Origin of the sequence: Stenotrophomonas indicatrix, from assembly GCA_041545745.1 — a bacterium.
Taxonomy (GTDB): Bacteria; Pseudomonadota; Gammaproteobacteria; order Xanthomonadales; family Xanthomonadaceae; genus Stenotrophomonas; species Stenotrophomonas indicatrix_A.
In genome coordinates this window covers 2,281,197-2,294,570 of the sequence record CP168152.1, presented here as the reverse complement: position 1 = coordinate 2,294,570, position 13,374 = coordinate 2,281,197, and the positions used below count along the sequence as shown (strand labels likewise).

Sequence of the window (13,374 nt, the reverse complement as noted above, 5' to 3'; positions counted from 1 at the left end):
CCGCGGCGGTGTCTGCATGTTCTGCCGAACAGAATCAACACGCCGTTGCGCTCATGAAAACCGCACCCAACCCGAAGGTCCCTGCAATGAAGATCCGGCTGATCATCGGCGACCAGACGCTGTCGGCCACGTTGGAGGACAGCGTTCCCGCACGCGAGTTCGCCGCCCAGTTGCCGATTACCCTTCAGCTTGAGGACTATGCTGCTACAGAGAAGATTGCGCAGCTCCCGCACCGCCTCAGCATTGCCGGCGAACCGGACGGGATCGCGCCAGTGGCCGGCGATATCGCCTTCTACGCGCCGTGGGGGAATCTGGCGATCTTCCACAGACCGTTCGGCTACTCGAAGGGGCTGGTGCTGCTGGGACGTATCGAGGGAGGTCTGCAGGCCCTTCGTGCCGAGGGGCCGCTGGTGGTTCGCTTGGAAGTCGAGTAGCGGTTCTGCTGCCGCGCTCACTCCGAATCGTTTCTCTGTTGGCGACAGGGCCTGGCATCCGCCCGTGTGATCGGGATACCAGGGCGGCTGGCGGCCGGCGCCGCCAGCCTACGGACGCGGGAGGGGACCCGCCTGGTGCTTCAAAAGTAGTAGGCAGCTGAAAAAGCCACGATGTCTGAGCCGACGTCGTACTTGCCCTGCAGGCTGCTGCCCGTAGCCGAGGTCACCGACACTTCCGGCCTGTCCAGGAAGAGATGCGTGTAGCCGACGCTGTACTCAGCCGACTCAGAGGCTCGATACGTAGCGCCCAGGGAGAGCCACTTGCGGTTGCTGTCTGGCACGCGGACATCACGGATATCGTCTGTCACAGGGCTCTGATCGGTCGCGATACCCGCGCGGAGCGTTAGCTTCTGGTTGTAGCGATACTCCGTGCCGATGGAAGCAAACGTTGTGTCCCGGTAGCTGAAGTCCAGAGCCCGGGTGGGCTGAGCGGAGTGGAAGTCCAGCCTGATTTCGGCGAACTTGGACCACGCCGTGCGTGTTACATCGGCCATGACCGTCCAGCGGTCATTGACCTGGTGGCTGATGCTGCCGGTCAGCGTGGCGGGAAGATTGAGCGCAGTGCTTGCTTTGGTGTCGACAAACCAACCAGGACGCGCCGCTGCCAACAATGGTGCGGCGGCCGCTGGAACCCCGAAGCGTACTTCCGCGTCGTTGAGCTTGTGTTCCACCCTGGACCGATATGCGATGCCGATATTGGTTCCCTCTACAGGGGTGAAGAGCCCGCCGAGGGTGAAGCCAAGCGCGTCATCCTTGGCGTCAATGCGCGTATAGCCATCTGCGCTTCCCGGAGAAAAGCCGGGCGCCCGTGCACCGGCGAGCACAGCGCCGAAATCGACCGCATCATGAAGCTCAGCTTCCACACGCTCGACAAAGACAGAGGCGCCGAAGGAGACATAGGGGTTCACGTCGTAAGAAAGCGACAAACCAAGGTCAACCGATTTGATCTCTGTCTTGATCCCGCTGTAGCGACCGACCCAGTCGCTCTCGTACTCAGTCTTGAAGCCAAATGGCGCCGTCAATGAAAGCCCCAGGTGGGCCTTCTCACCCAATGGGGTGTGGAAATAAAGGGCAGGGATGGGGCTGGTGTCACCCGCGTCCCCACCATCACCTCCAGGGAGCGGACGTCCCAGGGCATCGCGGCCTTCGCCTTTGAAGTCCACGGTGTAGTTCACAACACTTGCATCGGCTTGAAACAGCCGCCCATCGAGGAGACGCATGGCAGCCGGATTGTCCGCTATCACCGAAGCGTCGCCTGGCGCACTGATCGACCCCGCAAAGGCGCGGCCCAGGCCCTTTGCACTTTTCTCCTTCAACTGGAATGCAGCAGCCTGCGCAGTGCCAGTCGCGCCTGCCAATGCACCAAGCAGGGCCAGCGCAAGTATCGGTTTTGTGGTCATTGCTTGCCCTCCACAGGCAACTGTCGATGCGGCGATTCGGATGGGGAGATGCTTGATTCAGAAGGCGCTCCTCACGGCGTGAGACGGCTCGGCCTTGGTGCGCAGCGCGCATCCCGGTTGCGGAGTCATCGCCCAGCTGAGCCGGTCCGAGTATTGGACATGTGACCAACGCAGTCAACGGTCACCATGGGGCCGGTAGTGGACCGATACCCGATCGGTCACCATTTGCCCGCGTTACCACGCGGCGCTACCCTTGCCCGATGTCTACTTCAACCTCTGCAGCACTCGACGCCGGGCGCGGCCCCGCCGAGCACGACGTGCGCACCCAGATCATCGAGGCTGCCACCACGCATTTCAGCCACTACGGCTATGACAAGACCACCGTGTCCGACTTGGCCAAGGCCATCGGCTTCTCGAAGGCCTACGTCTACAAGTTCTTTTCCTCCAAGCAGGCCATTGGCGAGGTGATCTGCGCCAATTGCCTCAGTCAGATCGAAAGCGAGGTACTTCAGGCCCTGCAGGGCGTGCAAGCGCCTGCCGAGAGGCTGCGGTTGTTGTTCACCGTCATTGTGGAGGCCGGTCTTCGCCTGTTTCTGCAGGATCGGCGTCTGTATGAAATTGCCGTTGCGGCCGCGACGGATCAATGGCCATCCGCGCAGGCTTATGAAGGGCGCATCAGGCAGCTTGTTGAAGACATCATCAGGGATGGACGCGCTTCCGGGGCATTTGAGAGCACGACGCCGCTCGAGGACACCAGCCGTGCGGTCTACCAGGCCCTGCTTCCTTATCTGAATCCGGTGACGCTGCCGCACGTGGCGCCCCTGCACGAAGAAGCGCCCAGCGCCTTGCAGGAGCTGGTCCTTCGGAGCCTCGAGTCACGCCCTTTGTGACTATTGACTATATTGGTCACTGGTAGCACAATTCTTCCGGATACCCCACTCCGGAAGGCCGCATGCGTCGCCGTTTTGTACTCACAGCCATCTCTTGTGTTGTTCCGTTGTTCCTTGTGGCCTGTGGAAAGTCGGATGACATCGACCCTCGGACCGCTCCGCCCATCGTCCGGGTCGCCCACGTGCAACCGGGTGCGGGAAACGCGCGCACGTTCACGGGCACCATCGCCGCACGGGTGCAGAGCGATCTGGCCTTCCGGGTGGGCGGCAAGGTCACTGAGCGCCTGGTTGAAACCGGCCAGACAGTCAAACGCGGCGATGTGCTCTACCGGATCGATCCCAACGACCTGAACCTCGCTGCGGCGTCCCAGCAGCAGGCCGTCATTGCGGCCCGTGCGCAGAGCGTGCAGGCCACCGCTGATGAAGCGCGGTATCGCGATCTGGCGGCGAAGGGGGTGGTGTCACGATCGTCTTACGACCAGATCAAAGCGGCGGCCGACGCGGCGGCTGCAACACTCAAAGCGGCCGAATCCCAAGCCCGGGTTGCACGCAATGCCAGCCACTACACGGCGCTCGTCGCCGATGCCGACGGGGTGGTCATGACCATCTCTGCTGAGCCCGGTCAGGTTGTGGCGGCCGGGCAGATCGTCGCCCGGCTTGCCCGTGCCGGCAGTCGAGAGGCAGTGGTCCAGCTGCCCGAGACGCTTCGTCCCCAGATCGGCTCCGTGGCCTCAGCGTCCCCGTTTGGGGCAAGCGGCAAGATCCCCGCACGGTTGCGCGTGCTCTCTGAATCGGCCGACCCCACCACCCGCACCTTCGAAGCCCGCTACACCCTGGAAGAGGGCAGCACGGCGCTGCCGCTGGGTTCCACAGTGACGGTCGAGCTTGCAGGCGCAGCAGCTGCCGGTGCGTCGGCAGGCGTGGAGGTTCCGTTGGGCGCCCTGTTCGATCCTGGCATCGGTCCCGGTGTATGGGTGATCGAGGGTGAGCCGCTCAAGGCCCGTTGGACGCCGGTAGTCGTCAAGCAGCTGGGCGATGACGAGGCGTTGGTCGAGGGGGCTTTCAAGGCATCGGATCGCGTGGCCGCCCTCGGTGCACATCTGCTCCGCGAAGGGCAGGTGGTTCGCCTGGCCGACACGGCCAAGCGTGCAGTGGCAACCGGAGCCCAGCGGTGAGTGGGTTCAATCTGTCGGCGCTTGCCGTGCGCGAGCGCGCCATCACCGTCTTTCTGATCTTCCTGATCTCGGTTGCCGGTATCGTGTCGTTCTTCCAGCTTGGCCGGGCAGAGGACCCCGCGTTCACCGTGAAGGTCATGACGGTGGTCACGGCCTGGCCGGGCGCCACGCCAACGGAAATGCAGGACCAGGTGGCCGAGAAGCTGGAAAAGCGTCTGCAGGAGTTGCGCTGGTACGACCGCAGCGAAACCTACACCCGGCCTGGGTTGTCCTTCACCACGCTGACATTGCAGGACGGCACGCCTCCGTCGCAGGTGCAGGAAGAGTTCTACCAGGCGCGCAAGAAGATGACGGACGAGGCGGCAAACCTGCCCGCAGGCGTGATCGGCCCGATGGTCAACGACGAATACGCCGATGTCACGTTTGCTCTCTTCGCACTGAAAGCGAAGGGTGAACCGTTCCGCCTGCTTGCGCGTGATGCCGAGACGCTGCGTCAGCGATTGCTGCACGTTCCTGGCGTGAAGAAGGTCAACATCATTGGTGAGCAATCCGAGCGCATCTATGTGGAGCTGTCGCACGAACGCCTGTCGAACCTCGGCATCACGCCGCAGGAGGTGTTCGGGGCGCTGAATGGACAGAACGCGTTGACCCCTGCAGGCTCGGTCGAGGCCAAGGGCCCGCAGATCTTCATTCGCCTGGACGGCGCGCTGGATCAGCTCGAAAAGATCCGCGATACGCCCATCGTCGCGCAGGGCAAGACCCTGAAACTGCAGGACATCGCCACCGTCAAGCGCGGCTATGAAGATCCCTCGACCTTCATGATCCGCAACGGTGGCGAGCCTGCCATGTTGTTGGGCATCGTCATGCGGGACGGCTGGAACGGCCTGGATCTTGGCGCCTCACTTGACGCGGAGGTCAAGAAGATCAACGACGGACTTCCCGTCGGGATGGCGCTGGACAAAGTCACCGACCAGGCCGTGAACATCAGTTCGTCGGTCGACGAGTTCATGATGAAATTCTTCGCCGCGCTGCTGGTGGTGATGCTGGTGTGCTTCGTCAGCATGGGCTGGCGAGTCGGCATCGTGGTGGCCGCGGCGGTGCCGCTGACGTTGGCTGCCGTGTTCATGGTGATGGCCGCAACCGGCAAGAACTTCGACCGCATCACCCTCGGCTCGCTGATCCTGGCGCTTGGCCTTCTCGTTGACGACGCCATCATCGCCATCGAAATGATGGTGGTGAAGATGGAAGAGGGGTATGGCCGGGTCAAGGCATCGGCCTACGCGTGGAGCCATACGGCAGCGCCCATGCTGGCCGGCACCCTGGTCACGGCTGTGGGCTTCATGCCCAATGGCTTTGCCCGGTCAACCGCCGGTGAATACACCAGCAACATGTTCTGGATCGTCGGTATCGCGCTGATCGTGTCATGGGTCGTCGCTGTGTTCTTCACGCCCTATCTTGGTGTGAAGCTGTTGCCTGAACTCAAAGCGGTGGAAGGCGGTCACAGTGGTCTCTACGATACGCCACGCTACAACCGGTTCCGATCGATCCTGGGGCGCGTGATTGCACGAAAGTGGCTTGCTGCAGGTTCGGTGGTCGGCCTGTTGGTGCTCTCGGTGGTGGGTATGGGAGTGGTGAAGAAACAGTTCTTCCCGATCTCCGATCGCCCGGAGGTACTGGTCGAAGTGCAGATGCCTTACGGCACGGCCATCGGACAGACCAGCCTGGCTGTCCAAAGGGTCGAGAAATGGCTTTTGGAGCAGGAAGAGTCGAAGATCGTCACGGCTTACATCGGCCAGGGTGCGCCGCGCTTCTACCTCGCCATTTCGCCGGAGTTGCCGGATCCCGCGTTTGCCAAGATCGTTGTCCGTACTGACAGCCAGGAACAGCGCGACGCCCTGAAGGCGAGGCTTCGCCAAGCCGTGGCAGAGGGTTTGGCACCCGAAGCCCGTGTGCGCGTGACGCAGTTGGTATTTGGTCCTTACTCGCCCTATCCGGTGGCGTATCGGGTCAGTGGCCCGGATCCGGATGTCATCCGTGGTATTGCCGCCAAGGTCGAGCAGACCCTGCACGCCAGCCCGATGATGCGGACCGTGAACACCGACTGGGGTGTGCGCACGCCAACGTTGCACTTCACGCTGGACCAGGACCGCCTGCAGGCGATGGGCATGACCTCCGCGTCGGTCTCGCAGCAGTTGCAGTTCTTCCTCAGCGGGGTGCCGGTCACTGCCGTGCGCGAGGACATCCGCACCGTTGAGGTTGTCGCGCGCTCAGGCGGCGAGACACGCCTGGATCCTGCGCGGATAGCGGACTTCACCCTGGTCGGTGCTGCTGGCCAGCGCGTGCCGCTGTCCCAGATCGGCTCGGTCGAGGTCCGGATGGAAGAGCCGGTACTGCGCCGGCGCGATCGCGTGCCCACCATCACCGTGCGCGGTGACATTGACGATGCGTTGCAGCCACCGGACGTATCGGCCGCGATCAGCAAGAAGCTTGAGCCACTCATTGCCTCGCTGCCGGAGGGCTACGCCATCGCCCAGGCCGGTTCCATCGAGGAATCGGGCAAGGCAATGAGCGCCATGCTGCCGCTGTTCCCGATCATGCTGGCAGTGACCCTGCTGATCATCATCCTGCAGGTGCGCTCCATCCCGGCAATGATCATGGTGTTCATGACCAGTCCGTTGGGACTGATCGGCGTGGTGCCGACCCTGCTGCTGTTCCATCAGCCATTCGGCATCAACGCACTGGTCGGGCTCATTGCGCTGTCCGGAATCCTGATGCGCAACACGCTGATCCTCATCGGTCAGATCCATGAGAACGAGAAGGCAGGCATGGAGACCTTCCACGCCATCATCGAGGCGACTGTCCAGCGAGCACGCCCGGTGATCCTGACCTCCCTGGCAGCAGTGCTGGCCTTCATTCCGCTGACCCATTCGGTGTTCTGGGGAACGCTTGCCTACACGCTGATCGGCGGCACCATCGCCGGCACCGTAATGACGCTGGTGTTCCTGCCGGCGATGTATGCCATCTGGTTCAAGGTCCAAGCGGACAAGACCCGCGTTGCCTGAAAGTGGCCTGGATCTCTTTTACATGGGAAGTGAGTCATGAGCATTGCCGACAAAGATCGCATCGTAGTGACCGGAATGGGCGTGGTGAGCCCGCTGGGGTGCGGCGTGGAAACGGTGTGGTCCCGCCTGCTGGCGGGACGTTCCGGGATCGGCCCGTTGGGCGAGGCGCTTTCTGCCGGAACGGGGTGCAACGTAGGTGGCCGCGTGCCCGACCGGGTGCAGGATCCTGAGGCGGGCTTCGATTCCAGCGACGTCATCGCGCCGAAAGATCTGAAGAAGATGGACCGGTTTGTCGAGTTTGCGCTGGTCGCCGCCCACGAAGCGCTTGCGCAGGCCGGGTGGCGTGAGGCCGATGAGCGTAGCCTGCTGCGAACGGCGACCGTGATTGCAACGGGGATCGGTGGGTTTGGATCCATCGTCAATGCGGTGCACACCACCGAAAGCCGTGGGCCTGGCCGGTTGTCGCCTTTCACTGCGCCTACTTTCCTGGCCAACATGGCGGCGGGGCAGGCGTCCATCCGCTACGGATTCAAGGGACCCCAGGGCGCGCCCGTCACCGCCTGCGCAGCGGGTGTCCAAGCGATCGGCGATGCGGCGCGCCTCATTCGATCCGGTGAGGCGGACATTGCATTGTGTGGTGGTGCAGAGGCAGCGATGCACCGGGTCAGCCTCGGCGGCTTCGCCGCTGCCAAGGCACTGAGCACCTCGTTCAACGACACGCCACAGGCATCGTCCCGCCCCTTTGATGAGCAGCGCGACGGCTTCGTCATGTCCGAAGGGGCAGGGCTGTTGGTGATCGAGCGCCTCGATCACGCGCTTTCGCGTGGTGCCACCCCGTTGGCCGAGCTGGTTGGCTACGGCACCACCTCGGATGCCTATCATTTGACCGCGGGACCCGACGACGGCAGTGGAGCACGCAGGGCGATGGAGATAGCGCTGGCGCAGGCGGGCATTTCCGCTGAGCAGGTCGATCACATCAATGCGCACGCAACCTCGACCCAAGTGGGAGATCGGGCAGAGCTGGCGGCCATGCGTGCCTTGTTCGGTGCCCGTCCAGATCTTCTGATCTCTGCCACCAAGTCCAGCACCGGGCACCTGCTTGGGGCAGCTGGCGGCATCGAAGCCATCTTTACCGTGCTTGCTTTGCGCGATCAGGTCGCGCCAGCGACGCTCAACCTCGGCCGCCCGGATCCATTGGCAGAAGGGCTTTCGATCGTCGCCGGCACGCCGCGCAAGGCAGATTTCGAATTCGCGTTGACCAATGGATTTGGCTTTGGCGGCGTGAATGCCAGTGCATTGTTCAGGCGCATGTGAGCATGGCTGCCCCCAGCGGCTTCCGGAGCAGAACCGCCTTGCGCTGGGAAGGTGCACGGGCGTTGAGCCGACGTTGGATACTGGATGCAGCCGGAACCGTGTTTGCGGAGGAGGGGTTTGAGAACGCAACGATGAAGCGCATCGCCGAGGTCTGTGGCGTTACCAAGGTCACGGTCTATGCGCACTATCGTGACAAGGCGCAGCTCTACAAGGCGGTCATGGACGGCCATCTGGCGTCGATACCGGATGCCCGGCTCGACGCGCACGAAGCATTGGTTCTTGGCGATGCGCTGATGCGCATCGCCGATGGCATCGGACGATTGGCAGCGGATCCTGCATGCCAGGCCTTCTGCCGGGCACTGTCGCGTTCCGATCATGCCCGTGACGTCTACATGGGACACTGGAGCACGGTGCTGGAGCCGTATCTCGCTCTTGCGACACAGGCGATGGCGAACGCTTCAGTCCGTTCGAGCCACCCCGGTGACGGTGAAAAGTTCCTCAGGCTCGTTCTCACAGAACATGGCTTGCCTCATGGGGCGATGCCGGTGTCCGGAAGTGATGCAACGGTCGCGCTGTTCATGCGTGCCTATGGGATGCTGTGCCCGGATGCCTGTGATAGCGTGCCGGGATGAAGATTCTTGCCATATCCGGTAGCGCGCGCCGGCTGTCAACCAACACCGCATTGCTGAGGGCGCTGGAAGAAATATCGCCGCCGGATATCGCGCTGAGCACCTACGCCGACCTCAGCGGACTGCCCGTTTTCTCTCCCGATCTTGAAGATCTGCCCTTGCCTGACAGCGTTGTGCACCTCAAACGCTGTATTGAAGCCAGCGATGGCATTCTGATTTCAAGCCCCGAGTACGCAAGAGGCATTCCAGGCGGCTTGAAGAACGCCATGGATTGGCTCGTTTCGGGTGATCTTGTGATTGCAAAGCCCATCGCCCTGGTGCACGCGTCGCATCGCGGCGATGACATGCTCGCCTCTCTCCGGCTTGTGCTGTCGACAATCAGTTCCCGCTTCAACGAAGAACTACTCCTGCGCTTCCCTTTCATGAAGATGGAGCCGGAGGCCGTTGCAGCTGCCGTGAGGCAACCGGTCAATCGCAGGCCGGCTGAGGCCTTTCTTCAGGAGTTCGCCCGCTACTGCGGGCGACCAGAGGGTGATTGAAGATGATCACTGAGGCAGCCGGCTGACAGGGGCCCTCCGGACGCGCACCGCGGGTCCGGACGCCCGAGCGATGCGCGTTCGGCGTCAGCGGTTCACAGGCGCTCGCAGATGGGAATACCCAGCGGCCTCCACGAACTGCGGCAGTGTCCACAGCTGGCCATTGGGCCCCCACGTGCCGTCGCTGACATCGCTCACCATGATCGAAGCGGCCAGCCGCTGCGTATCCGGCAAGGCCAGCGATTCCAGAATAGCCTGGTGCACAACCGCCGCGTAACGGGATCGGTGCTGTTCGTCGAGTACGCCGGCAGGTGCGAGGACGTGGACCAGGCACGGAATGAAGTGGAGGAAATCGGTACTGCCACCACAGCGCCAGTAGCCGGCCGGTATCTCCTCGGCAATCACCCAGCACAGGCTGCGTTGGCGAGGATCAGGCCCCAGGCCGCTGCATTCAGTTGCAGCAGCGTTCACGGCGGCAATCATCCGCTCACGCTGAAGGGCAGACAGTGCTTCGGCGGGTGTCTTGATGAGGATGGTGGGCATGGATAGCGCTCGTCGGTGAGGGAGCACCCATTCAACCGCGCGACGGTGCGGACCTGAAGTGGCCGATTTGCCAATAATCACGCACAATCGGCCAATGCATGATTTCGTCCTGGTGGTGCCGCAGGCCCCCTTTGCCTCCAGCGTTACCCTCACCCTCGATCTTCTGACCACTGCGGCCAAGCTGGCGTGCCGGGTCGGGGTTGCACCGCCGCGTTGGCGGGTATGCGCGGTGACGCCAGGAAGCATTCCGCTTGGCAATGGCCTGCAACTGCAGGCCGACACGTTGCCTGTGCGCTCCTCTGCGCACGAATGCTGGATCCTGCCGGGCCTGGACATAGATGACGCCGGTCAGCTCGACGTTCGCCTGAGCCAGCCGGACATTCCGCCTTTGCTGGCTGCGCTGCGTCGCCACGCCAGGGCGGGCGGCACGATTGCAGGATCATGTTCTTCCGTGTTTCTGCTCAACGCCGCCGGACTGCTCGAGGGACGCTGCGTGACCACAACGTGGTGGTTGGCATCTGCGCTGCGGCGCGTGGCGCCCGCTACCCGTGTGGAACCCGATCGCATGGTGCATGCGGATGGCCCGTTGATCACCGCCGGCGCGGCGATGGCACACATGGACCTGGTGCTTTACGTGCTGCGTCAGCGCTTCGGCGAGCGGCTCACTGCGATGCTGGGCCAGGCTTTGCTGGTCGAGCAGCGACGCCTGCAGTCGCTGTACATGTCGCCGGCGATGATGGTGCCCGAGAACAGCCTGATAGCGCTGTTGACCGCCCACATTGCAGAGGTCCTGCCGGAACCCGTCACAGTGGGCATGCTTGCAGCCCGCGCCAACATGTCCACACGCACCCTCAACCGCCAACTGAACAAGGTGCTTGGCTACGGGCCGCAGCAGCTGATCCAGTCGGTGCGCTTGAACCGTGCACGGCTACTGTTGGAAAGCGGCAGGCTTTCGGTGGAAGAAGTGACTGCGCAGGTGGGGCTGGGCGATTCTGCAACACTGAGGCGACTGCTGCGCAGGCGATTGGGCCTGAGCCCTACCCAGGTTCGGGGGTAGGAGCGCGCACGTCCCACGGTGCATGGGCCGGAGGAAATCTGTTCAGGCGTGGCGGTGGCTCTGTGCGGCCCCCGCCCGGCGGAGTCATCGTCGGCTACGTCAGCATCTGAACTATCAGCGCAGCGACGACGCACCACAACACAACCCATACGGTCGATATCCGCGCGACGGTCAACAGGCCAAAGCCCACGGCAGCGATCGCAAGATCGATCGGTGCGCGCACGCCTTCCGTCCACACCGGGTCATGGAACGCGGCAGCCAGCAGTCCGACGACGGCCGCGCCGGCCCCAGCCACCATCCTGGCAGCCCACGGTCGTCGTACCAGCCGGTTCCAGACCGGCAGTACAGACAGCAGCACCAGGAATCCCGGCAGGAAGATGGCCAGCAGCGCAACTGCTGCACCGGCCACCACCGGCAGGCCCGACGGCGTCTCTGCCCCAAGGAACGCGGCCAGTGAAAACATCGGGCCAGGCATCGCCTGGGCGGCACCGTAGCCGGCAAGGAACGTGTCCGGACTGACCCAGCCGCTGTCGACCACCGCATGCTGCAGCAGTGGCAGTACGACGTGGCCTCCGCCGAAGACCAGAGCCCCGGCCTGATAGAACGCGCCCGCAACGCCAGGTGCCGTCGGTGCGGCAGAGGAGGGCAGCATCAAGGAGGCCGCCAACCCGACCACAAAGAGCACCAGGCTGATGGCGGCACCACGAACACCGTAGCGGACCGGAAACACCGCAGCAACGCGTGCTTTCACGCGGATGCACAGCCCCGCACCGAGCAGCCCGCCCAGCCCCACCGCGATCAGCGATGCCCACCGATTGCCTGCCAACAGCGTCACTGCCAGCGCAGTGCAGGCAATCAACGCATGCCGCATATCGGGCACCAGTTGCCGCGCCATGCCCACCAGGCCGTGAGCGACCACGGCCACCGCCACCAGCTTCAAACCGTGGACGACCGCCGGGTAAACACCTTGATCCAGTCGCGAGGCTGCTACGGCAAAGCCAAGCATCAACAGTGCAGAGGGGAGTGTGAATGCAACGAATGCCGCCAACGCGCCCCGCCAGCCGCAGCGAAACAGACCAATGGCAAAGCCCATCTGGCTGCTCGCCGGTCCGGGCAGAAACTGGCAGACCGCCATCAACTGAGCGAAGCGGGCGTCATCCAGCCAGCGTCGGCGCTGCACGAATTCGCGGTGGAAATAGCCCAGATGGGCGATGGGGCCACCAAAGGATGTCAGCCCCAACCAGAGGAAAACAGAAAACACCTCCGTGGCGCTGCCGCGGACCTCCAGCGCGTCAGTGGCATCTCGTTCGGGCAGGGGCGGCGATCCGGTCACGGGCCGAGGATACACAGTCCGGATGTACCTGATTGCGGGACTGCACCGGGCTGCGGAGCGGGGCAGGCGCACGCTCCGGCGGCCCCGGCCCGACGCATGGATTCGTTCACGGACGCTGCTCTATATTCCGAACCACAGCGCCGCATACCGCGGCCGCACCGGGAGCCCCCAATGAAAACCGGATGTCTGCTTGGCATTGCCCTTGGCGCCGCAGTGACCCTGGCCGCCGCCCCTGCCTGGGCCGACCCGCCGCACCATGCGCGTGGCAACGGTCCGCCGCCGCATGCCGGTGGCCCCCACAACCGTGATGCACCACCGCCGGGCTGGCAGAAGAAGGCATGGCGCCGCGGTGACCGCCTGCCGTGGGCCGAAGTTGACCGGCGCTACTGGGTGGACGACTACGCGCATTACCGTCTGCGCGACCCTGGTCGCGGACAGCGGTGGGTGCGGCAGTCGGATACGGAATACCTGCTGGTGGAGATCGCCACCGGCGTGATCATCGACGCCTTGCGTCGTTAGGGATGCCGGCACGGCCCCCCGGGCGGCACGCAGCCGCCGCGGGGGTAATGGCGGCACGGCCGCCGATGACACCGCGCGCTCACCCGGGCAACTCGCACTGCATCTTGCCGTCCAAGTAGTACGGCTTGGGTACGTTCGGGTTGTTGCTGGTCTTCTCAAAGACCACTTCGAACGATGCCGTGTCGGGGGAGCCTTTGCGATCAGTGCAGGCGTCCTGCAACTTCTTCTTGACCGCAGCAATGCCGGCCTCGCGGTTGGCACCCTCGGCGCTGTTGGTCAGGTTTACGGTTTCAGCCAAGGCCAATGGGCTGAAGGCAGACAGGCAGCCGGCGATCATCAGGGTATGCAGCTTGGTCAAGGGGTGCACCTCGCGGACGTCCAATGAGGCGCTCAGCATAATGCGGGAGCGTTAACAGCACGTG

The 13,374-nt window shown here is 63.7% G+C and carries 13 protein-coding genes; 9 read left to right on the top strand and 4 right to left on the bottom strand.

What is annotated here, in order from left to right:
• The first annotated feature begins 86 nt into the window (after window positions 1-86).
• Window positions 87-434 carry a cyclophilin-like fold protein gene (locus tag ACEF39_RS10545; protein ID WP_500287919.1) on the top strand — a complete coding sequence of 116 codons (348 nt, stop codon included), beginning with the start codon at window positions 87-89 and terminating at the stop codon, window positions 432-434.
• A gap of 140 nt (window positions 435-574) precedes the next feature.
• Here ACEF39_RS10545 and ACEF39_RS10540 read toward each other — a convergent pair whose 3' ends face one another.
• Window positions 575-1,894, bottom strand: coding sequence for an outer membrane protein transport protein (locus tag ACEF39_RS10540; protein ID WP_500287918.1), 1,320 nt, complete (start codon window positions 1,892-1,894; stop codon window positions 575-577).
• Between the two features lie 260 nt (window positions 1,895-2,154).
• Between ACEF39_RS10540 and ACEF39_RS10535 the strand changes: the two genes are divergently transcribed.
• From ACEF39_RS10535 to ACEF39_RS10510, 6 genes are all read left to right on the top strand, one after another.
• A complete protein-coding gene (locus ACEF39_RS10535) occupies window positions 2,155-2,784 on the top strand; it encodes a TetR/AcrR family transcriptional regulator (protein ID WP_500287917.1) in 630 nt (209 codons plus the stop codon).
• A 62-nt stretch (window positions 2,785-2,846) separates the two neighbouring features.
• Window positions 2,847-3,959: an efflux RND transporter periplasmic adaptor subunit gene (locus ACEF39_RS10530; protein WP_500287916.1), complete on the top strand. Its 1,113-nt coding sequence runs from the start codon at window positions 2,847-2,849 to the stop codon at window positions 3,957-3,959.
• Window positions 3,956-7,021 carry an efflux RND transporter permease subunit gene (locus ACEF39_RS10525; RefSeq protein ID WP_500287915.1) on the top strand — a complete coding sequence of 1,022 codons (3,066 nt, stop codon included), beginning with the start codon at window positions 3,956-3,958 and terminating at the stop codon, window positions 7,019-7,021. Before ACEF39_RS10530 ends, ACEF39_RS10525 begins: the two co-directional genes overlap by 4 nt.
• A 36-nt stretch (window positions 7,022-7,057) precedes the next feature.
• Window positions 7,058-8,335, top strand: a complete 1,278-nt coding sequence (fabF, locus tag ACEF39_RS10520) for a beta-ketoacyl-ACP synthase II (RefSeq protein WP_500287914.1) — start codon at window positions 7,058-7,060, stop codon at window positions 8,333-8,335.
• 131 nt (window positions 8,336-8,466) lie between these two features.
• Complete coding sequence (locus ACEF39_RS10515; protein WP_500287913.1) at window positions 8,467-8,967, top strand: TetR/AcrR family transcriptional regulator; 501 nt, start codon at window positions 8,467-8,469, stop codon at window positions 8,965-8,967.
• On the top strand, window positions 8,964-9,503 hold the full coding sequence (locus ACEF39_RS10510) for an NADPH-dependent FMN reductase (protein ID WP_500287912.1): 540 nt from the start codon (window positions 8,964-8,966) through the stop codon (window positions 9,501-9,503). The genes ACEF39_RS10515 and ACEF39_RS10510 overlap by 4 nt, the downstream gene beginning before the upstream one ends.
• Before the next feature lie 84 nt (window positions 9,504-9,587).
• Here the strand turns inward: ACEF39_RS10510 and ACEF39_RS10505 are convergent, their stop codons facing one another.
• Entirely contained in the window at window positions 9,588-10,043 is a 456-nt protein-coding gene (locus ACEF39_RS10505) for a hypothetical protein (RefSeq protein WP_500287911.1), read from the bottom strand.
• A gap of 58 nt (window positions 10,044-10,101) precedes the next feature.
• Between ACEF39_RS10505 and ACEF39_RS10500 the strand changes: the two genes are divergently transcribed.
• A complete protein-coding gene (locus ACEF39_RS10500; protein ID WP_500287910.1) occupies window positions 10,102-11,100 on the top strand; it encodes a GlxA family transcriptional regulator in 999 nt (332 codons plus the stop codon).
• Between the two features lie 94 nt (window positions 11,101-11,194).
• On the opposite strand, the gene chrA is transcribed toward ACEF39_RS10500, so the two are convergent.
• Window positions 11,195-12,433 carry a chromate efflux transporter gene (gene chrA / locus ACEF39_RS10495; protein WP_500287909.1) on the bottom strand — a complete coding sequence of 413 codons (1,239 nt, stop codon included), beginning with the start codon at window positions 12,431-12,433 and terminating at the stop codon, window positions 11,195-11,197.
• Between the two features lie 171 nt (window positions 12,434-12,604).
• On the opposite strand from chrA, the gene ACEF39_RS10490 reads away from it, so the two are divergent.
• Window positions 12,605-12,952, top strand: a complete 348-nt coding sequence (locus tag ACEF39_RS10490; protein WP_500287908.1) for an RcnB family protein — start codon at window positions 12,605-12,607, stop codon at window positions 12,950-12,952.
• Between the two features lie 79 nt (window positions 12,953-13,031).
• On the opposite strand, the gene ACEF39_RS10485 is transcribed toward ACEF39_RS10490, so the two are convergent.
• A complete protein-coding gene (locus ACEF39_RS10485) occupies window positions 13,032-13,349 on the bottom strand; it encodes a hypothetical protein (RefSeq protein WP_500287907.1) in 318 nt (105 codons plus the stop codon).
• Window positions 13,350-13,374 lie beyond the last annotated feature (25 nt).